The sequence below is a fragment of the Pseudomonas lactis genome (assembly GCF_001439845.1).
GTDB classification, from domain to species: Bacteria; Pseudomonadota; Gammaproteobacteria; order Pseudomonadales; family Pseudomonadaceae; genus Aquipseudomonas; species Aquipseudomonas lactis.
Window position 1 is genome coordinate 351,201 of the sequence record NZ_JYLO01000004.1, and the last position, 20,063, is coordinate 371,263.

16 protein-coding genes and 1 pseudogene are annotated in these 20,063 nt (G+C 60.3%); 9 read left to right on the forward strand and 8 right to left on the reverse strand.

Translation table 11 applies throughout. The features are described from left to right. The first annotated feature begins 538 nt into the window (after positions 1 to 538). Positions 539 to 868: a hypothetical protein gene (locus TX24_RS08535; protein ID WP_003190335.1), complete on the forward strand. Its 330-nt coding sequence runs from the start codon at positions 539 to 541 to the stop codon at positions 866 to 868. A 57-nt stretch (positions 869 to 925) separates the two neighbouring features. Here TX24_RS08535 and TX24_RS08540 read toward each other — a convergent pair whose 3' ends face one another. After that, positions 926 to 1,828 carry a LysR family transcriptional regulator gene (locus TX24_RS08540; RefSeq protein WP_003190333.1) on the reverse strand — a complete coding sequence of 301 codons (903 nt, stop codon included), beginning with the start codon at positions 1,826 to 1,828 and terminating at the stop codon, positions 926 to 928. A 132-nt stretch (positions 1,829 to 1,960) separates the two neighbouring features. Here TX24_RS08540 and TX24_RS08545 point away from each other — a divergent pair, with 132 nt between their 5' ends. The 3 genes from TX24_RS08545 to TX24_RS08555 are packed head-to-tail and all read left to right on the forward strand — an operon-like array spanning position 1,961 to position 4,543. After that, positions 1,961 to 2,659: a CoA transferase subunit A gene (locus TX24_RS08545; protein WP_003190329.1), complete on the forward strand. Its 699-nt coding sequence runs from the start codon at positions 1,961 to 1,963 to the stop codon at positions 2,657 to 2,659. A gap of 31 nt (positions 2,660 to 2,690) precedes the next feature. Beyond that, positions 2,691 to 3,350, forward strand: a complete 660-nt coding sequence (locus TX24_RS08550) for a CoA transferase subunit B (RefSeq protein WP_003190327.1) — start codon at positions 2,691 to 2,693, stop codon at positions 3,348 to 3,350. 11 nt (positions 3,351 to 3,361) lie between these two features. Next, on the forward strand, positions 3,362 to 4,543 hold the full coding sequence (locus TX24_RS08555) for an acetyl-CoA C-acetyltransferase (protein WP_057710150.1): 1,182 nt from the start codon (positions 3,362 to 3,364) through the stop codon (positions 4,541 to 4,543). 226 nt (positions 4,544 to 4,769) lie between these two features. On the opposite strand, the gene TX24_RS08560 is transcribed toward TX24_RS08555, so the two are convergent. After that, the gene (locus TX24_RS08560; RefSeq protein ID WP_014717969.1) at positions 4,770 to 5,192 is read right to left on the reverse strand and encodes a PaaI family thioesterase; all 423 of its coding nucleotides are present in this window, start codon (positions 5,190 to 5,192) and stop codon (positions 4,770 to 4,772) included. 157 nt (positions 5,193 to 5,349) lie between these two features. Here TX24_RS08560 and TX24_RS08565 point away from each other — a divergent pair, with 157 nt between their 5' ends. Next, positions 5,350 to 6,144, forward strand: coding sequence for a DUF4349 domain-containing protein (locus TX24_RS08565; RefSeq protein ID WP_057710151.1), 795 nt, complete (start codon positions 5,350 to 5,352; stop codon positions 6,142 to 6,144). Here the strand turns inward: TX24_RS08565 and TX24_RS08570 are convergent, their stop codons facing one another. Then, positions 6,145 to 7,230, reverse strand: a complete 1,086-nt coding sequence (locus TX24_RS08570) for a DUF1615 domain-containing protein (protein WP_057710152.1) — start codon at positions 7,228 to 7,230, stop codon at positions 6,145 to 6,147. Positions 7,231 to 7,503: 273 nt separating this feature from the next. Here TX24_RS08570 and TX24_RS08575 point away from each other — a divergent pair. Further along, positions 7,504 to 12,185: pseudogene (locus TX24_RS08575) on the forward strand (RHS repeat-associated core domain-containing protein). Further along, the gene (locus TX24_RS32130) at positions 12,182 to 12,490 is read left to right on the forward strand and encodes a contact-dependent growth inhibition system immunity protein (protein ID WP_032900519.1); all 309 of its coding nucleotides are present in this window, start codon (positions 12,182 to 12,184) and stop codon (positions 12,488 to 12,490) included. Before TX24_RS08575 ends, TX24_RS32130 begins: the two are co-directional and overlap by 4 nt. A 109-nt stretch (positions 12,491 to 12,599) precedes the next feature. On the opposite strand, the gene hemB is transcribed toward TX24_RS32130, so the two are convergent. From hemB to TX24_RS08595, 3 genes are all read right to left on the reverse strand, one after another. Then, positions 12,600 to 13,574, reverse strand: coding sequence for a porphobilinogen synthase (gene hemB, locus TX24_RS08585; RefSeq protein WP_016977356.1), 975 nt, complete (start codon positions 13,572 to 13,574; stop codon positions 12,600 to 12,602). Positions 13,575 to 13,690: 116 nt separating this feature from the next. Beyond that, positions 13,691 to 14,533: a PhzF family phenazine biosynthesis protein gene (locus TX24_RS08590; protein WP_014717964.1), complete on the reverse strand. Its 843-nt coding sequence runs from the start codon at positions 14,531 to 14,533 to the stop codon at positions 13,691 to 13,693. A gap of 3 nt (positions 14,534 to 14,536) precedes the next feature. After that, positions 14,537 to 15,235, reverse strand: coding sequence for a glutathione S-transferase N-terminal domain-containing protein (locus TX24_RS08595; RefSeq protein ID WP_019817512.1), 699 nt, complete (start codon positions 15,233 to 15,235; stop codon positions 14,537 to 14,539). A 252-nt stretch (positions 15,236 to 15,487) separates the two neighbouring features. Here TX24_RS08595 and TX24_RS08600 point away from each other — a divergent pair, with 252 nt between their 5' ends. Then, positions 15,488 to 16,189 carry a hypothetical protein gene (locus TX24_RS08600; protein WP_034125794.1) on the forward strand — a complete coding sequence of 234 codons (702 nt, stop codon included), beginning with the start codon at positions 15,488 to 15,490 and terminating at the stop codon, positions 16,187 to 16,189. A gap of 58 nt (positions 16,190 to 16,247) precedes the next feature. Beyond that, a complete protein-coding gene (locus TX24_RS08605; protein WP_057710153.1) occupies positions 16,248 to 17,303 on the forward strand; it encodes a permease in 1,056 nt (351 codons plus the stop codon). A 555-nt stretch (positions 17,304 to 17,858) separates the two neighbouring features. On the opposite strand, the gene mnmH is transcribed toward TX24_RS08605, so the two are convergent. Both mnmH and selD read right to left on the reverse strand, forming a co-directional pair. Continuing rightward, entirely contained in the window at positions 17,859 to 18,962 is a 1,104-nt protein-coding gene (gene mnmH, locus TX24_RS08610; protein ID WP_003190305.1) for a tRNA 2-selenouridine(34) synthase MnmH, read from the reverse strand. Beyond that, positions 18,962 to 19,996, reverse strand: coding sequence for a selenide, water dikinase SelD (gene selD, locus TX24_RS08615; protein WP_057710154.1), 1,035 nt, complete (start codon positions 19,994 to 19,996; stop codon positions 18,962 to 18,964). Before selD ends, mnmH begins: the two co-directional genes overlap by 1 nt. Positions 19,997 to 20,063 lie beyond the last annotated feature (67 nt).

Consider the following 20,063-nt stretch of genomic DNA (forward strand, 5'->3'; position numbering starts at 1 on the left):
ACCCACTGACGCATCGCCATCGCAGGCAAGCCAGCTCCCACAGGGGATCTGCGTAAATTCGTCACCAAAATCCCGCGACCCACCGCACAGAAAATGACGCCCAAGTCACGTTTTCCCGCATTCCCCCGTCCCCACGGCAATTTATGTAGTGAGCAAAAATAATCACTACATAACCGTTGACGTAACCTTTTTGTCCTTGCATGATCTAGACGTCTCTCGGATCGAGAGCGTTGGTAACAAGCGTTTTGAACAGGCTCGTCTGACCGCCGAGCTGTTTTTCCGGATGTGCACTGCCCACAAGGCAGATTGATGAAGCTGACCGGCCCCGAAAGGGACAGGTACAAGACGCTCAAACGCGGCTTGTCTTCGTAATCAGAGCATTGCGTAGCAGCCCATCAGCAAGACTACATGCATCAGCTTCAAGACCCTGCCCGTATTCGGCAGCCCGTCGCTGACGCCCGGTTTTAGTAACCGGAGACAACTCAACTGGTATTAACGAATCAACTGATAGATCGCCAACTGGTCAAGGGGCTTACACATGAATCTGAACAACCAACCAACTATCGATGAATTGGCTGAGATGTTCGCAGCGCAGAAAGACACACTCGACGACCATATCCTGTGGATTGGCAAATCGGGCGAAGTGCAAATTGACTGCCTGGCGCCCCATACCGAAGAAGCCGAGTTTGACCGCAATAACCGTGAGCTGGCGGCGCGCTTGAAGATGTACCGCCGTGGCCAGGGTTATGTCGGCAAGAAAGCCGCGGCTGACCGCAACTTTATCGAGCAGGTGTTCGACACACTTAATAATGCCTGGGCGTCTTTCAAAGACAGCTCGCAAGTTAAAGTGATCGACCGTTACTACTAAGTAGTCCTTAATTAATGTGGGCGCTGGCTTGCCAGCGCCCACATTTGTATTACCGGCTTAAAAAGTTGGAAACCTGCCCTTCCCCGCTTCATCTCGAAAGATATCAAACAACACCTGCGCCGCCGCCGACAGTTCATGCCCCGGCTTGGTCAGCACCCCAATCGGCCGTTCGATCACCGGGCCGGTCAAGGTAATGCAATGGGCTCCGGCCTCTTCCATCTGCCTGGCGCATAACGCCGGCACCGCGCTAACCCCCAAACCGCTGGCAACCATCTTGCCCACCGTCGCCAGTTGATGGCTTTCCAAGGCCACGGGCAATTTCATCTGCAAGGCCCCCAGGTGCTCTTCCAGCATTACTCGCACGGTGGAAGGCCGTTGCAGGGTGATGAACGGCTGTTCCAATAGAGCTTTCCAGTCGATTTCAGCGCGCTGTGCCAAGGCTGAATCTCCCGGGACCACGGCGATAAAGCGGTCCAGGTACAGCGGCGTGAACGCCAATGACGAGCCATCTGATGGCTCGAACGCCACCCCCAACTCCACCTGACGGTCGCGCACCATCTCCAGCACTTGCTCATTGATCAGGTCATGCACCGTCACGTTCACCTGAGGGTAACGGGCGCGGAATATCTTCAGGATCGGCGGCAACAGGTTCCCCGCGAACGACGGCATGGCCGCCACCGTGACGCGGCCGCGTTGCAGGGTAAAACGCTGGCGCAGTTCGTCTTCGGCGTTGTCCCAATCGGCAATCAACCGGCGGGCCAGGGGCAACAGGGATTCACCTTCAGGGGTCAGCGCGACGTTGCGGGTATTGCGGCTGAACAGGCGCCCGCCTAAACCTTCTTCCAGGCCCTTGATGGTCAAGCTCAACGCCGATTGGGAGAGGTGCAAACGCTCGCAGGCAGCGGCAAAACTCAGGCTTTGCGCGACGGCGAGAAAGGCACGCATCTGTTTGACGGTCATGAGCTGCTCCGGACGATGACTGGACTATGCTGTTTTCTAAATCAATCAACCTTAAAAAACAACTTAACAAATCAATCCGCTGGCGCAACACTCAACTCACTGGCTGGACCACAAACAATAAAAGAGGTGCATATGGCAGGTTTCGATAAACGCGTGGCGTCCTATGAAGAAGCGCTGGCAGGCCTGGAAGACGGCATGACCGTGCTCTCCGGTGGTTTTGGCCTGTGTGGCATTCCAGAAAACCTCATCGCTGAAATCAAGCGCAAAGGCACCCGCGACCTGACGGTGGTCTCCAACAACTGTGGCGTCGATGGCTTTGGCCTGGGCGTGCTGCTGGAACAGAAGCAGATCAGCAAAGTGATCGCCTCCTACGTGGGTGAAAACGCCCTGTTCGAGAAGCAACTGCTCAGCGGCGAGATTGAGGTGGTGCTCACGCCCCAAGGCACCCTGGCAGAAAAAATGCGCGCAGGCGGCGCCGGCATCCCGGCCTTCTTCACCGCCACCGGCGTCGGCACCCCCGTGGCCGAAGGCAAGGAAACTCGCGAATTCAAGGGTCGCCCGTACCTGATGGAAGAGTCCATCACCGGCGACTTTGCCATCGTCAAAGGCTGGAAAGCCGACCACTTCGGCAACGTCATTTACCGTCACACCGCCCAGAACTTCAACCCGCTGGCCGCCACCGCCGGCAAGATCACCGTGGTCGAAGTCGAGGAAATCGTCGAACCGGGCGAGCTGGACCCGGCGCAGATCCACACCCCTGGCATCTACGTCGACCGGATCATCTGCGGCACCTTCGAAAAGCGTATTGAACAGCGCACCGTCCGCAAATAATCCCCGTCCAGAACAATAAGAGGAAACAATCATGGCGCTTACCCGCGAACAAATGGCTCAACGCGTTGCCCGCGAGATGCAGGACGGTTACTACGTGAACCTCGGTATCGGCATTCCGACCCTGGTGGCCAACTACATCCCCGACGGCATGGAAGTGATGCTGCAATCGGAAAACGGCCTGCTGGGCATGGGCCCGTTCCCGACCGAAGACACCATCGACGCCGACATGATCAACGCCGGCAAGCAGACCGTCACCGCACGCATCGGCGCCTCGATCTTTTCTTCCGCCGAGTCGTTCGCGATGATTCGTGGTGGGCATGTCGACCTCACCGTACTGGGCGCATTCGAAGTGGACGTACAGGGCAACATCGCTTCGTGGATGATCCCCGGCAAGCTGGTCAAGGGCATGGGCGGTGCCATGGACCTGGTGGCTGGCGCAGAAAACATCATCGTGATCATGACTCACGCCTCCAAAGACGGGGAGTCCAAGTTGCTCAGCCAGTGCAGCCTGCCGCTGACCGGTGCCAACTGCATCAAGCGCGTGCTCACGGACCTGGCGTACCTGGAAATCGAAAATGGCGCTTTTGTCCTCAAGGAACGCGCACCTGGCGTCAGCGTAGAAGAGATTGTGAGCAAGACCGCCGGTAAACTGATCGTCCCGGACCACGTTCCAGAAATGCACTTCCAGTGAGGACAGATTCCATGCAAGACGTCGTGATTGTTGCTGCCACCCGCACCGCCGTAGGCAGCTTCCAAGGTTCGCTGGCGAACATCCCGGCCCCGGAACTGGGCGCTGCCGTGATCCGTCGCCTGCTGGAGCAGACCGGCCTGGACCCGGCGCAAGTGGATGAAGTGATCCTCGGCCAGGTACTCACCGCAGGCAGCGGCCAGAACCCGGCACGCCAGGCTTCGATCCTCGCCGGCCTGCCCCACGCCGTGCCGAGCCTGACCCTGAACAAGGTCTGCGGTTCGGGCCTCAAGGCTTTGCACCTGGGCGCCCAGGCCATTCGTTGCGGCGACGCCGAGGTGATCATTGCCGGTGGCATGGAGAACATGAGCCTGGCCCCGTACGTATTGCCTGCCGCGCGCACCGGTTTGCGCATGGGCCACGCGAAGATGATCGACAGCATGATCACCGACGGCCTGTGGGATGCGTTCAACGATTACCACATGGGCATCACCGCCGAGAACCTGGTGGACAAGTACGGTATCAGCCGCGAAGCCCAGGACGCCTTTGCCGCCGCCTCCCAGCAGAAAGCCGCCGCCGCTATCGAAACCGGACGCTTTGCCGATGAGATCACACCGATCCTGATTCCCCAGCGCAAAGGCGACCCGGTGGCCTTTGCGGTGGACGAACAACCCCGCGCCGGCACCACCGCCGAATCCCTGGCCAAGCTCAAGCCTGCGTTCAAAAAAGACGGCAGCGTCACCGCCGGCAACGCCTCCAGCCTGAACGACGGCGCTGCGGCCGTGCTGCTGATGAGCGCCGACAAAGCCAAGGCTCTCGGCCTGCCCGTACTGGCGCGTATCGCCAGCTACGCCAACGCGGGCGTCGACCCGGCCATCATGGGCATCGGCCCGGTCTCGGCCACCCGCCGCTGTCTGGACAAGGCCGGCTGGCAGCTGGCTGACCTGGACCTGATCGAAGCCAACGAAGCCTTCGCCGCGCAATCCCTGGCAGTGGGCAAAGAGCTGGAGTGGGACGCGCAGAAGGTCAACGTCAACGGCGGCGCCATCGCCATCGGCCACCCGATCGGTGCTTCAGGCTGCCGCGTGCTGGTGACCCTGCTGCATGAAATGATCAAGCGCGACGCCAAGAAAGGCTTGGCAACGCTGTGCATCGGCGGCGGCCAAGGCGTAGCCCTGGCGCTCGAACGCAACTGACCTGTAGGAGCGAGCTTGCTCGCGAAAAACCTCAACGATAACGCAGCGCTCCTCATAGAACGTGTTGCCTGTGAGTTCTTCGCGAGCTCGCTCCTACATATGAGACATAACGAGCAACATTGAAAAGGCCTGGTTCCACGAAAACCAGGCCTTTTCTTTTTCTCGATCCCCCTGAATGAACTCGGTCAAAATGTGGGAACTGGCTTGCCAGCTCCCACATTTGATCTCATTGCCTGTCAGCTTGCGGCACCGCGAACACCGCGCTCGCCCGCAGCACCACCCGCTCCTCCACCTGCAAACTCAACGTGGCAAACGCCATCTGCCGTCCGCGCTTGTGGCTTTCCAAACGCACCACCATCCATTCCCCTACCTGCACGGCGCCCAGGTAATCCACGGTCATGCTGGCGGTAATCAACGGCAACGGCGGCTCACTGGAAAACGCCATGGCGTACCCCATGCCGATATCGGCCAGCGTCGCCAGCACCCCGCCGTGCACCGTGCCGCGCCCGTTGGCGTGACGATGATCGGCGCGCAGGCCGACTTCCAATTGCAAACCTTCGCCACGGCAATACGCCGGGCCGAGAAGTTCCAGCAACGGGCTGCTGCGCGGCAATGGGACAAAACCTTGGGGGACGGTCTGAGCGTTCATGGCGGTTGCTTCCCTGGTATGAGGCTTGAGATGTACGCCAGCCTCGACCCGGCAGCCACCACCATCAGCCGGGCAAATCCCGGGCAATGCTTTGCGTTAATGGGCCAGACCCGCTTTAATCTCGGCCAATTTCTCCTACACATTTCAAGGAAACGCCATGCGCCACCTGGACGGCAACTCCCACCCGCTTCGCGCGCCGCTGTTAATCTTGCTGGCCGGCCTGGCCTTGGCCGGTTGTTCCCCCAAGGACCACTCTCGCGCCACCGTCATCAATGGCGAACAGGGCAAGGCCGGGGCGCAACTGGCCTATGAGCATGAATTGACCCTGGCCCTGCCCGGCGCTCTGCTCGCACCGCGTATGCAGGCCACTCGCGAGGCGTGTGAAACAGCGCGCTTTGGTGCCTGCAATATCCTTGGCATTACCGAAGACGGCCAGGGTGGCCAAATCATCCTGCGGATCGCGCCCACGGGTGTGGAGCCGATGGTCGCCCTGGCGGCCGAAGGCGGTAAGCTCGGCCAGCGCATCACCACGGCCGAAGACCTGGCCGATGCCGTGGCGGATGTGCGCCGTCGCCAGGACCGCCTGCAAGCTCAGCAGCAACGCCTCGATGAACTGGCCAAGCGCAAGGACATCACCGTCAGCGACCTGATCGTCCTGAGCAAAGAGCAAGCCGGCATTGAAAACGAGCTGCAGGAACTGGCTCAGGTTGCCGCCGGCCAGCAACGCCGCCTCGACACCAACCGCGTGACCTTGAACTTCCGCTCCTCGGACGGCGCCAACCAGGTGTCAAGGTTCACCCGGATGTTCAGCAACCTGGGAGACAACCTGGTGAACGGCACCGCAGACGCGCTGGAACGTGCCAGCTATGTGCTGCCCTTCGTGATCCTGGCGTTCCCGTTGGTGTGGTTGTGGGTGGGCTTGTGGCGCCGGTTCGTCAAGCGCCGCAGTTGATCAGCGCTTCAGGCAGCGCTGGTAGCGCTCATCCACGCGCTTGGCAAACCAGGCCGTGGTCAGGTTGCGGGTGATCTTCGGGCTCTTGAGCACAATACCCGGCAGGATCGCCCGTGGCAGCGGCTTGCCGGCCGCCTGGTCGGCCAGGCTGAAGACGCGCTTGTACAAGGTGGTGTCCTCAAAATCCAACTGCTCGCCCTGCTCCAGTTGGCTGCGAATGCTCGGGTTGCGCATGTCCAGCTTCGCCCCCAGTGAACGCACCGCCAGCTCGGTGGTGCCGGGCAGCAATGAGCCATAGCGGATCAAATCCCCATCCAGCGCCAGCTCTTTACCCGACACACGGCTGACAGCGGCCTGGAACGCGGCATTGCGGCTGGCGTACCAACCGGCGTTGAAGTCGGCAAAGCGGTACAGCGGCTGGTCGTAGCTCACCGGGTAACCGAGCAGATGGGCGATGCCGAAGTACATGCCACCGCGACGGGTGAACACTTCGCGGCGAATCGTGCCGTCCACCGTGTAGGGATAACTCCGCGCCTGTTTCTGCGCAAAGTCGATACTGACCTGCATGGGGCCTGCGGTGTGCACCGGGTTGAAGCCGCCAAACAGCGTATTGCCCAGGGGCACCATACTGATGAAGTCGTCGAAGATGCCGCTCAAATCCCTCTCCGTACGGGCGGCATTCAAACGGTCTGCGTAGGTTTTGCCGGTGGGCGAGCGCAGTTGCAAGGCGCTGCGCACCACGAATGCCGGCACATGCACCTTGCCGGCGCGGCGCAGGATTTCATCCTGAGCGATCTTGCCCATACCCGGCACCGGCGGGTCGACCTGATAGGTGGACTCTTGCTCGGTCACCGCCAATACCGCACAGATGTTTTCGTTGCTGGGGTAGATTTTCTGGGTGTCGAAGGCGGTATAGATGTCCTGGGCCCAACCGTTACGGTGCGCGACCTTGGCCGGCAGCAGGCGCACGATCTGCGCCTTCACCTCGGCTTCACTGCGCTCGGGCTGCTGAGGGCCACGGGAGGTGGAACAACCGGCCAATACCAGCAAAGGAATAAGGCAGAGCAGCAGACGCGTTGAATACATGGGGCTTCCTTGGTTAACGACAGGCCGGGCAGTGCTGATATCGACAGGTAAGTCTAACCGGGGTTCGTCGGCATGCCGAACCCCGTGCCTGGCAGTAACTGAAACATCCCACACAACTGCCGGATAAGCTCTACTCCTCGCCTGCGCAAACCTCTGCAAAGTCCCTCGCCTGATCAAACAGTGCGAGGGAGTGCAGATGGTTTTTTCCGTGACGCGTGCGGTTGACGGGGCCGGCACTTGAACCCGGCCATTGGCAGGCTGGCGCTGACGCCAATGAACGCGGAAACGGTCGACGTTGAAGGCGTCTTCCGTGACTTTCGCGATTGCTTGAACACCTTTGACGAGTGGGCCGAAAGCTTTTGGAGCTTCTCGGCGCTGGACGTCGAACAGGTGTTCAAGGTTGGGGAGGACGTCGCGCTGGTCGCGCCGATCAATCGTTCCCTCTTGCCCAGCAGCACCGTCGCCACGTGCCAGGCCACAGGGACCTTGACCCTGGTGCATATGTTCCAGAGCACCAGGTTCGTGCCCATCGGCAACACGCCGGTGGTGGTGCAACGCGTTGATCCAAACGGCGGCCCGCTGGGCGAGCCCATTCATAAGACCATCGGCCCCAGTGGCATCCTCGAAGTCACCGAGTGTGATCGCAACCAGCAATACCGGGTGAGTTTCTACCCCAACGTTTCCCAGGATCACTTCAAGGCGCTGTATGCGTCCTACCAGTCGGTGATCGCCGCGCTGGAAGCCCGGCTGCGCAAAGAGTGGACCGACACCTTCCAAGCCCAGTGGAAAAATTACATAGACGCCCGCCCGCTAGAGCGGCGCCGCCTGCTGGAAGCGGCTTTTGCCAGCGGGTTGGGCAAGGCGCTTTACAGCCTTTGGGACAACATTGGCGAGCTGTCTGCGCTGCTGGCAGACCTCAAGCCCAACAGCGAAAAACTGCTGCACTACCTTTCGCAAACTGAGCTCGATGAACTGCTGACCCTGAGCAGTGACGCGATCGCCCAGGGCTTGTTGGTGCTCAGTGATGAGCCGCTGCTGTTTGTCTACCTGTCGGCGCTGGTCAGCTGGATGCGCATGCTCCCGCCTACGGAGATGGCTGAACTGTGGGGTGAAATCACCGGTGAGGTGCTGATCAATCTGCTGCTGATTCGCGTGTTGGGTGCGATGGGCGTGGTGGTGCGATTGGGGGCTCGTGTGCTCAGTCACGTCAAATCCGGGCGGGCGCGGGCGTTGTTGGAATTGCTGGCCAAGCAGGTGGAGGGGCCTCGGCTGGAAACCCATGTGGAGGTCGCCAAGCCGGTGTTGCTGAGCAGTGCGGCGACGCCGGTCAAGGCAGTGCCGGCTGCGCCGTTGAAGGCGGGCGATACGCTGGTTTCGAATTCGGTGCCGATGGTGCGCGGCAAGACCCAGCGCACGACGTTGGTTCGTCAGGAGCCTGTCGATGATGTGCCGGCTGTGGCTTCAAATCCCAAAGGGGATGCGGCGGCACCAGCGGACAAGACCGTTACCCACGGTTGCCCGGTGTCGATGGTTACCGGCGAGGAATTGCTCACCCTCACCGATGGCGCGCTGGATGGGATTTTGCCGTTTGAGTGGACGCGGCTGTACCGCACCAGTGCGGTTGAAGTCGATTGTGGGTTGGGGTTTGGCTGGAGTCATGCGCTGGCTCATCGGCTGGTGGTGTCGGGCGATTTGGTGGTGTGGACTGACCATGAGAACCGCTCGACTACCCTGCCCTTGCCTACAGCGGCTCGACCCGCGATCACCAATAGTCTGGCAGAAGCGGCGATCTATTTGGGAGCCTCGCCTGATGAACTGGTGCTGGCCCAGGCGTCGCGTTTCTACCACTTTCGCGACGGTGTGCTGACAACCATCAGCGATGCGTGTGACAACCGGCTGCGCCTTTGCCGGGATCGTTCTGGGCGGATTGAGCGGCTGGATAACGGCGCCGGTCGTTCGTTGCTGCTGCGTTATGAGTTGGGTCGCATCGTCGCGGTGGACTATCAGGTGCATCGCGCCAAAGGGCGTGAGCCCTACGTGTGGGTCACCGAGCAAAACGTTGTTTCCTACGCCTATGACGAAGATGGACGACTGGTTTGCGCGACCAACGCTGTCGGGGAAAGCGAGCGTTATCGCTACGACGATCAGCACGTCATTCTTGAACGCCAACTGGCCGGTGGCGCGAGTTTCTTTTGGGAATGGGAGCGCGCTGGCAAGGCGGCGCGCTGCGTCCGGCATTGGGCGAGCTTTTCGCAAATGGACACGCGCTATGCCTGGGGGGATGACGGGCGCGTCACGGTGCATAACGCCGATGGTAGCCAGGAGGTGTATGTCCATGACCAGCGGGCGCGGCTGGTGCAGAGGATTGATCCGGACGGCGCCACGCACTTTAAATCCTACGACAACCAGGGGCGGCTGACCGTCGAGCAAGATCCGATGGGCGCGGTGACGGCCTATCAGTATGACGACGCCGGACGCCTGGTCGCGCTGTTTCCGGGGGATGATGAGCCAACGTCCTACGAGCATGACAACGATTTTGTACGGGTTGTTCGGCGTGGGGAGGCGGTCTGGAAATATGAGCGTAATGAGCAAGGCGATGTTACGCGTAGGACCGATCCCGATGGAGAGGCTACTGACTACAGCTACAACAAACAGGGGCAACTGACTGGAGTTTGGTATCCCGACAGCAGTTGTCATCGGTTGGTGTGGAACGAGCGGGGGCAGTTGCTTGAGGAGCAATTGCCCAATGGTGGGATCAAGCGTTATCGCTATGACGACCTCGGAAGGCAAATCGCCCGTGAGGATGAGCACGGCGCGCAAACAGTCTATGAATGGGACAGCGTCGGTAGGCTGATTCGCCTCGTCTTGCCAGGCGGCGCCACACGCGAATTCAGCTACAACCCCTACGGCAAAATCATCGCCGAACGCGACGAACTCGGCCACGTCACCCGCTACGAATACGAAGGTGGCCTGCACCTGATCAGCCGCCGCCTCAACGCCGACGGCACCCAGGTCAAATACCGCTACGACAACACCCGACTGCTGCTCACCGAGATCGAAACGAAGCCGGAGAAACCTACCAACTCGACTACCACCCCAACGGCCTGATCCGCCAGGAAACCGGCTTCGACGGCCAGCGCACCGCCTACGCCTACGACCTCAACGGCCACCTGCTGGAAAAGACCGAATACGGCGACGATGGCAGTCAGCTAATCACCCGTTACGAGCGCGACCACGCCGGGCGCCTCGTACGAAAAACCCTGCCCGATGCCAGCGTTGTCGACTATGCCTACGACCGCCAAGGCAACCTCCTCAGCGTCGAGGACGGCCACTGGGCGTTGGCCTACGAATACGACCGCCAAAACCGCCTCACCGCCGAACACCAAGGCTGGGGCACCCTGCGCTACCGCTACGACGCCTGCGGCCAGCTTCAACACCTGTGCCTGCCAGACAACAACCGCCTCACCTTCAACCACGACAAAGGCGGCCACCTCGCCACCGTCGAACTCAACGGTGAAGTGCTCACCTCACATCTGTTCAAGAACGGCCGCGAACATCAGCGCCAGCAAGGCCCACTGCTCAGCCACTACCACTACGACGACCAACACCGCCTGCACGCCCACGCGGTAACGCAGCAACAAAACCACCTCTACCAGCGCCAATACGACTACGACAAAGCCGGCAACCTCGCCCGCCTGCTCGACACCCGCAAAGGCGAACACCTTTACCACTACGACCCCCTCGCCCGCCTGACCCGCGCCGACCACTCCCAAGACGTGCAGGAACGCTTCGGCCACAACCCCGCCGGCAACCTGCTGATGCAAGACCGCCCCGGCCCGGACATCGTCGCGGCCAACCGCCTGATGATCCAAGGCGACCGCCACTACGACTACGACGCCTTCGGCAACTTGATTCGTGAGCGGCGCAGCAAAGGCCAGCTACTCATCACCGAATATCGCTACGACTGCCAGCATCGGTTAATCAACATCACAAAGCCGAACGGCAAAACCGCAAGCTATCGCTATGACCCGTTTGGGCGGCGCATCAGCAAAACCGCGGACGACAAAACCACAGAGTTTTTCTGGCAAGGCGACAAGCTGATAGCCGAGCACCATGCAGAGCGCCATCGCAGTTACCTCTACGAACCCGACAGCTTCCGACCACTGGCGCTACTGGAAGGCTTCGGCCCACACGCCACAACGCCCTACCACTACCAACTCGACCACCTCGGCACCCCACAGGAACTGACCAGCCCCGACGGCGAAATCGTCTGGTCCGCCCACTACCGCGCCTACGGCCAGATCGCCCGGCTCGACGTAGGCAAAATCGACAATCCACTGCGCTTTCAAGGGCAGTATTTCGATGCGGAAAGCGGCCTGCACTACAACCGCCATCGCTACTACAATCCGGATATTGGTCGCTACCTGACACCGGACCCGGTGAAGTTGGCGGGGGGGATCAATGGGTACCGGTATGTGCCCAATCCGACAGGTTGGGTAGACCCGCTGGGACTAAGTTGTAAGATTGGAGTATGCCCTGGCTCAAAATTCGATTTAGTCCACACAAAAAAATTATCCAACGGCGTACTAGTTGCACACGAAAAATCTGGTGGGCACTTAATCAAAAAACATATAGGACAGACAGATATTCAGTTAGCTGAAAGGCTTGAATGGGAACCGAATATACCAGCAGCGTCCACATTCAAAACTTTAGAGGAAGCAGAAGCGCTCGTTACTGAAAGCTTATCCACACATCATCACGAAATATCCAAATTTCTCAAAGGAAAAAAAGACAAGCATATCATTAGAGAACACTCGAGCAGCCCTGTGGGATTGAGCGTTATAAGAGGTAGCACAGAGTCAGTCCCCGTATATAAATTTATTCTGGTTTTAATAAAAAAACCAAAAATGCCAAATGGCTACCTTTTACTTACAGGATACCCAATAGAAAAATGAACATACCATTAACTGAGCTTCAGCAATTTTTTGGCGCCTACTTTAATCAAGACTGGGTAGAGGATCACGCCTGCGCCGACGACGTCATTGATAGTTTTCTAATGGACTCGTCCACAGACGTGATCTGCACCGTAAGGAATGAGATTCTAGAATTGATTGACTCCTACACAAACGAATCAGAGTTCCAAGAAAACTTGCTGCACAAACAGTACTGTTTCTATTACTACCCAAATGAATGGGCATCAGGGCCGTTATGGCTCCACCATATAGTGGAAAAATTCGACACGCATTTACTTAAAAAATAAAATCCATCAGTACGCCGATCTCATTCAGCTACATCGATGTAACCAGCTACGGGGGCTGCTAGGCAGCCCCACGCGAGCAAGCTCGCTCGCCACAGGTTCAGCGACGCCCTTAAATCCCCGCCAACGCCAAATCCATCGCAAAATACGTAAATATCAAATCCGCCCCCGCCCGCTTGATCGACCCCAACGTCTCGCGCACCACCCGGTCCTCATCAATCGCCCCAGCCTGTGCGCCGAACTTGATCATCGCGTACTCACCGCTCACCTGGTACGCCGCCACCGGCAGGCGCGAGGCTTCGCGGATGTCGCGGATGATGTCGAGGTAGGCCCCGGCTGGCTTGACCATCAGCGCGTCGGCGCCTTCCTGTTCGTCCAGCAGCGATTCGCGCACGGCTTCGCGGCGGTTCATCGGGTTCATCTGGTAGCTTTTGCGGTCGCCCTTGAGCGCGCTGCCGCCGGCTTCGCGGAAGGGGCCGTAGAGGGCCGAGGCGAATTTGGTGGAGTAGGCCATGATCGGGATGTGGGTGAAGCCGGCGTCATCCAGGGCGCGGCGGATGGCCTGGACCTGGCCGTCCATCGCGGCGGACGGAGCGATCACGTCGGCGCCAGCGCGGGCGGCGGCCACGGCTTGTTTGCCGAGGTTGACCAGGGTCGCGTCGTTGTCGACATGGGCGCCGTGCATCACGCCGCAGTGGCCGTGGTCGGTGTATTCGCAGAAACAGGTGTCGGACATCACGATCATTTCCGGCACGGCGTCCTTGATGATCGAGGACATGCGCGAAACCAGGCCACGTTCTTTCCAGGTGTCGCTGCCGCTGGCGTCGAGGTGGTGGGACACGCCGAAGGTCATCACCGACTTGATGCCGGCGCGAGCGTAACGCTCGATCTCACCGGCGAGTTTTTTCTCAGGAATGCGCAACACACCCGGCATGCTGGTGATGGGCACGAAATCGTCGATTTCTTCTTCGACAAAAATCGGCAATACCAGGTCGTTGAGGGTGAACTCGCTTTCCTGGAACAGGCCACGCAGCTCCGGGGAGCGGCGCAGGCGACGTGGGCGGGCTTGGGGAAACTGGCTGGTCATGGCAATCCTGAAAAATGGCTGAACACTTTGGGGCGAAAGCTTATGCCCCCAAGTCCTGGCAACACAAACGCCGAGGGGCCAATAGTGTATTGCCAGGCGCGTAACAATTCATTGATCTACAGCTGTAGACGCCCTTCGATGCACAACGCCACGGCGCCGCCCACCCAGATTTCATCGCCCTGGCGCTCGATATGAATACGCCCCGCTCGCCCAATCGCCGTGCCTTGGCTGACCACGTAACGGCTGGGCGCCAGGCCCTCGGCGAGCAGCCATTGGGCCACGCCGGCATTCAAGCTGCCGGTGGCCGGGTCTTCGGCGGCGCCATCGCCAGCGACAAAAGCGCGCACTTCAAAGTGCGCGTCCACCGCATCACGCGTCGGATCACAGGGGGCGATCACCCCTACGGCCAGACCCAGCAGTTGCGCATAGTCCGGTTGCAACGCAAGCACCGCGTCACGATCAGCCAGCATCACCGCCAGCCAACCCGCACCATTGTCGACCCACTGGCTGCGCACAATCGCCTCGGGCGCCAGCTTCAAAGCCAGGCGCACGCGCTCCAGCAACGGCGCCTCCACGGGCCCTGCACGCAACAATGGCGGCGCGATAAACGCCAGTTGGTCACCCTGGCGACGAATACGCACCAAGCCGATTTCGCACTCCTGGATAATCTCCTCCCCACGTGGCACGCCGCCAGCCTGCAACCAGGCGTGGCAACTGCCCAAGGTCGGATGCCCGGCGAACGGCAGCTCTTTGAGGGTGGTGAAGATTCTTACCCGATAGTCAGCACGTGGGTCGCGCGGCGTCAGTAAAAACGTGGTTTCGCTGAGGTTGGTCCAATTGGCAAAGTCCGCCATCTGCTGGTCGGTGAAGCTATCGGCCCCCAGCACCACGGCCAAGGGGTTGCCTTTGAGCGGCACGCTGCTGAATACATCCAGTTGTTGAAAATCGAAAGTCGACATGCTTCAGCTCGGAATGTTCAGGCCACGGATCACCGCAGGACGTGCGACAAAGCCGTCCAACGCGCGCAGTACGTTAGGGAAATCGGTGATGCCTACCAGATCACCGGACTCGTAGAACCCAATCAAGTTGCGAACCCACGGAAAGGTCGCAATGTCGGCGATGCTGTACTCGTCGCCCATGATCCAGGTGCGGCCCAACAGACGCTTTTCGAGCACGCCCAGCAAGCGCCGCGATTCGGCGGCGTAGCGATCACGCGGGCGCTTGTCCTCATACGCCTTGCCGGCGAATTTGTTGAAGAACCCCAGTTGGCCAAACATCGGGCCAATGCCGCCCATCTGGAACATCAACCATTGCAGGGTTTCATAGCGGGTGGCCGGGTCTTCGGAGAGCAACTGGCTGGTCTTTTCCGCCAGGTAAACGAGGATCGCGCCGGATTCGAACAGTGCCAGCGGCTGCCCGCTCGGGCCGTTGGGGTCGATAATCGCAGGGATCTTGTTGTTGGGGTTCAGGGACAGGAACTCGGGAGACAATTGGTCCTGGGTGTCGAAGCTGACCTTGTGCGCCTCGTAAGGCAGGCCCAGTTCTTCGAGCATGATCGACACCTTGACGCCGTTGGGCGTGGGTAGCGAATACAGCTGCAGGCGTTCTGGGTGCTGGGCGGGCCATTTGCTGTTGATCGGGAAAGCGGCGAGTGCGTTCATCGAGAACCCCCTGGACGGAAAGTCCCCATGATAGTCATCTGCCTGCCGTCGTGCATGGGTCATCGTTGCGCAACATTTGCCGGCTAGAATCCCGCGTGGGCGAACCAAAGCGCCCGAATGCACTCTTAAAGAGCGCCCGAAGAATGAAAGGAGGCGCTTTGCTCTATCGACAGGGAACACCGCAGGACGCTGATGCGTCACTGGGGCCGGGCTTGTCCGCCTTAACCCGACGCACGAAGACTCGAACCTATCATGAAGATCAAGCCTCTGCGCCTTGTGCCACAACTCAAACGTTATTCCTATATGGTATTGCCGCTGCTGCTGGTCAGCGCCGCCATCGTCACCGCCCTGGACGCCCGTGAAAGCCGCGCGCAACCGGTCGATGGCGTGCAAACCCTGGTATTCCTGCGCCATGGCGAAAAACCGGCCGGTGGCCTGGGCCAACTCAATTGCCAGGGCCTGAACCGCGCCATGAACCTGGCGACCCTGTTGCCGGAAAAGTTTGGCAAAGCCAACTATGTGTTCGCTGCCAACCCGACGCGCAATGTCGAGGAAGGCGAACTGGATAACTCCTACAGCTACATTCGCCCCTTGATCACCATCAGCCCCAGCGCGATCAAGCTTGGCCTGCCGGTGAACATCGAATTTTCAGCGAATGACACCAGCGCCCTGGCCGAAGAACTGGTCGAGGACAAGTACCGCAACGCGACGATCTATACGGCCTGGTCCCATGGTTACTTGCCGGAACTGATCAACAAAGTCGCCAGCGAAGCAGCCGGCGAAAAACACACCATTACCGATGATTGGTCGGGCAATGACTACGACTCCTTGTATGTGCTGACACTGACCTGGCACAACGGCAAGGCCTCGCTGCTCAGTCGCAACTATAAGCAAGGGCTGAATAACGGTGGGGAAAACTGCCCGGACCCGACCCAGGTCAGCGCAGATATCTGAAGCTTGGGCCGCAGGGGCGTATGATGCCAGGCTATCGACTCACCTGCGGATCCTCTCCATGCCCAACCTCGCTTCCACCCAGCCCAGCCGCGGCTGGGCGTTCTGGTGCAAACCTGCCCTATTTCTGTTGGTGGCCTGCATCGGCCTCTACTATGTGAAGTGGTCGCCCTACTACCTCAAGGCGTTTGTAGCGGCCGATAACCACAGCATTGGCGCCTCGATTCTCAATGACCAGCAAAGCTCGCCCCTGGAGGCAGCTCTCGCCTATGCCCAGGTGTATTTCCTGGCCATCTGGAAAGCCGCCGTACTGGCGGTGATCCTCGGCTCGTTACTGCAAGTGTTGATCCCCCGCGACTGGCTGCTGCGCCTGTTTGGCCGCGCCGGGCTGGGCTCGACCCTGCGCGGTGGGCTGTTCGCCCTGCCGGGGATGATGTGCAGTTGCTGCGCGGCCCCGGTGGCGGCGGGCATGCGCCGCCAGCAGGTGTCGGTCGGCGCGGCGCTGGCGTTCTGGATTGCCAACCCGGTATTGAACCCGGCCACCCTGGTGTTCATGGGCTTTGTGCTGGGCTGGGGTTTCACCGCGTTGCGGCTGGTGGCGGGGATTGTGCTGGTGGTGGGCGTGTCCCTGGTGGCACAGCGTATTGCGCGCCCGGACCACGTGCCGGAAGCCGCACTGGAAGCCGTTGCCGACGTCAGCACAGTGGAGTCGCAACCGTTCCTGAGCCGCTGGTTACGCACGCTGTGGCAGCTGTTCTGGAGCACTATCCCGGTGTATATCCTGGCGGTGCTGATCCTCGGCGCGGCACGGGTTTGGCTGTTCCCTCATGTGGACGGGGCGATGGCCGACAGCCTGGTGTGGCTGGTGCCGCTGACGATTGTGGGCACGCTGTTTGTGATTCCGACAGCGGCAGAGATTCCCATCGTACAAACCATGATGGCCCTGGGCATGGGCACCGGCCCGGCCGTGGCCTTGCTGATGACCCTGCCGAGCGTGAGCCTGCCGTCGCTGTTGATGCTGCGCAAGGATTTCGATGCGCGGGTGCTGGTGACGGTGGCCGGGTTGACCATGCTGGTGGGGGTGGTGTGTGGGTTGATTGGGGCGGTGATTCTTTAGAGTTTCAGTGGGGCCGATGGCCTCATCGCAGCATAGGTATCTACACAACTTCGGTACGACGCTAAACCTGTGGCGAGGGAGCTTGCTCCCGCGACGGCCTGGCAGCCGACGCTGATCTAACTGACGCACCGCGATCCAACTGTGGGAGCTGGCTTGCCTGCGAAGACGGCTTGACAGTCAACACAGTTGGACCGTGTACATATCCATTCCTGCGGTAACGGCCACTTAGGGTTCCGCCCTGACGGCGGCTCACTTTGCAAAAGCCGGGATGCCGGCCCAGGCCAAAGTAAGCAAAACGCTCTTGCCCCACCACTCGGCACCTCGCCCAGGCTCGGTGTGCCCGTAATTCGCCAGCGTGGTTTAACGGGGCGCCTAAGATCAAAAGCAGGTCAAGATCAAGAGCGTCTCGCTTCGCATCGTGGTTACCGTCGGCTGCTACAGCCTACAAAGTTGTGTAGATACCTATGCTCATCGCAGGCAAGCCAGCTCCCACCTTTGTATGTATTCACACTTCAAAAGGTGGGAGCTGGCTTGCCTGCGATGGCGTCCGAAAGGTCACCCCACCCGGGTCGCCCGCTCGCGCAAATACTCCACCACCGCCCCCTGCTCCCCGGCAAACTCGATACGCGCGCCCTTGCTCTCGCGCTGGAACGCATACATCGGGTCGTAATACTCACGCAGCAAGCCTTCAATCCATACCCGGTGCAGGTCCACCGCGCCGCTGCGTGCCTGTTCGGCCAGGGCATCCTGTAACACCGTCTGCAGCCGTTGGAAACGCTCACCTCCCAGGCGCTTGTGAATATTGGCCAGGCTCTGAGTCAGGCGTTCGGCGAACAACCCCTGCCCAGCGTCACCCCATACGTCAATGAACTCGGCGCACAGATCGACGACGTAATCCTTCAGGATGCGCTCGACGCGACCTTCGACGCTGTCCTCCAGCCACACCATCGGAAACGTCTGCATCCCCTTGTGCAATGGCAATGGCAGCGCACAACTGCCGATCATACGGCTCTCGTCCTCGACCACAAACTGCTCGATACCGCCTGCGCGCTTCTTCAACAAATCCACGGCCAGGCGGTTTTCGAAGTCGATATTGGAGGGTTGCGCCGTAGCACGCTTGCCGAAGCTGGAGCCCCGATGGTTGGCGTGGCCTTCCAGGTCCAGGGCATTGCGCAGTTGGCCGAGCACTTCGGTCTTGCCGGTGCCGGTCATGCCGCCCAGCAGTACGAAATCACACTGGGCGGTCGCCTGCTCCAGGGTTTCCAGCAGGAAGGTGCGCATGGCCTTGTAGCCACCGCCGACGCGGGGGTATTCGATGCCCGCTTCGGTTTTCAACCATTGCTGCACGATCTGTGAACGCAGGCCGCCCCGAAAGCAGTACAGGTAGCCATTGGGGTTAGCCTGGGCAAACTGCGCCCATTGTTCGATGCGCTCGGCCTTGATTGCACCCGACACCAGTTCATGCCCCAGCACGATTGCCGCTTGCTGGCCTTGCTGCTTGTAACACGTGCCGACCCGCTGGCGCTCATCGTCGGTCATCAGCGGCAGGTTAATCACCCCGGGGAACGCGCCCTTGGCGAATTCGACCGGCGCGCGGGTATCCATCATCGGCCGGTCGTTGAGGAAGATATCGCGGTAATCGGTGATGTCCGTCGCCATCAAATCACCTCAACCGCGTTGGTCTGTCGCTCCAGCAGTTCACCGATAGGCTCAAGGGCCAGGCCCAGCTCGGCGGCCACGGCGTGGAACTCGGCATCACCTTGCGGGGTAACGGCGATCAGCAGGCCACCGCTGGTTTGCGGGTCGCACAGCACGCGCTTGTGCAGCTCCTGCACACGCCCCAGTTTGCTGGCGTAGCTTTCAAAGTTGCGCAAGGTGCCACCCGGCACACAGCCCTGGTCCAGGTAATACTCAACCCCCGGCAAGCGTGGGACTTTTGCATAGTCGATGCGGGCGGTCAGGCCACTGCCGTCGGCCATTTCCACCAGGTGGCCGAGCAGGCCGAAACCGGTGACATCGGTCATGGCCGTCACACCGGCCAACTTGCCGAAACGGCTGCCCGGCTTGTTGAGGGTGCACATCCAGTCACGCGCCAGGCCGATATCCGCCTCGCGCAGTTTGCCCTTCTTCTCGGCGGTGGTGAGGATGCCGATGCCCAAAGGCTTGGTCAGGTACAACTTGCAGCCGGCAGTGGCAGTGTCGTTGCGCTTCATGTGGCGCTTTTGCACGATCCCGGTAACGGCCAGGCCAAAGATCGGCTCCGGCGCGTCAATGGAATGCCCGCCCGCAAGCGGGATGCCAGCTGCGTCGCACACGGCCCGACCGCCGCGAATCACTTCGCGGGCAATCTCCGGCGCCAGCACGTTGACCGGCCAACCGAGAATGGCGATGGCCATCAGGGGGTCGCCGCCCATGGCGTAGATGTCGCTGATGGCATTGGTGGCGGCAATGCGGCCGAAGTCGAACGGGTCGTCGACAATCGGCATGAAAAAGTCCGTGGTGGACACCACGCCGCGCTCGTCGTCGATGGCATACACCGCCGCATCGTCGCGGGAGGCATTGCCCACCCACAGGTTGGGGTCGAGGTTCTGTGCACCGCTGCCCGCAAGGATCACTTCCAGCACCTGGGGCGAAATCTTGCAACCGCAACCCGCACCGTGGCTGTACTGGGTAAGGCGAATCGGCTCGTTCATGGGGGACCTCAAGCTATCAAGTGGGCCGATTCTAGCAGACAGCAAAAGGCCGGCTGGGCTCTTGTGA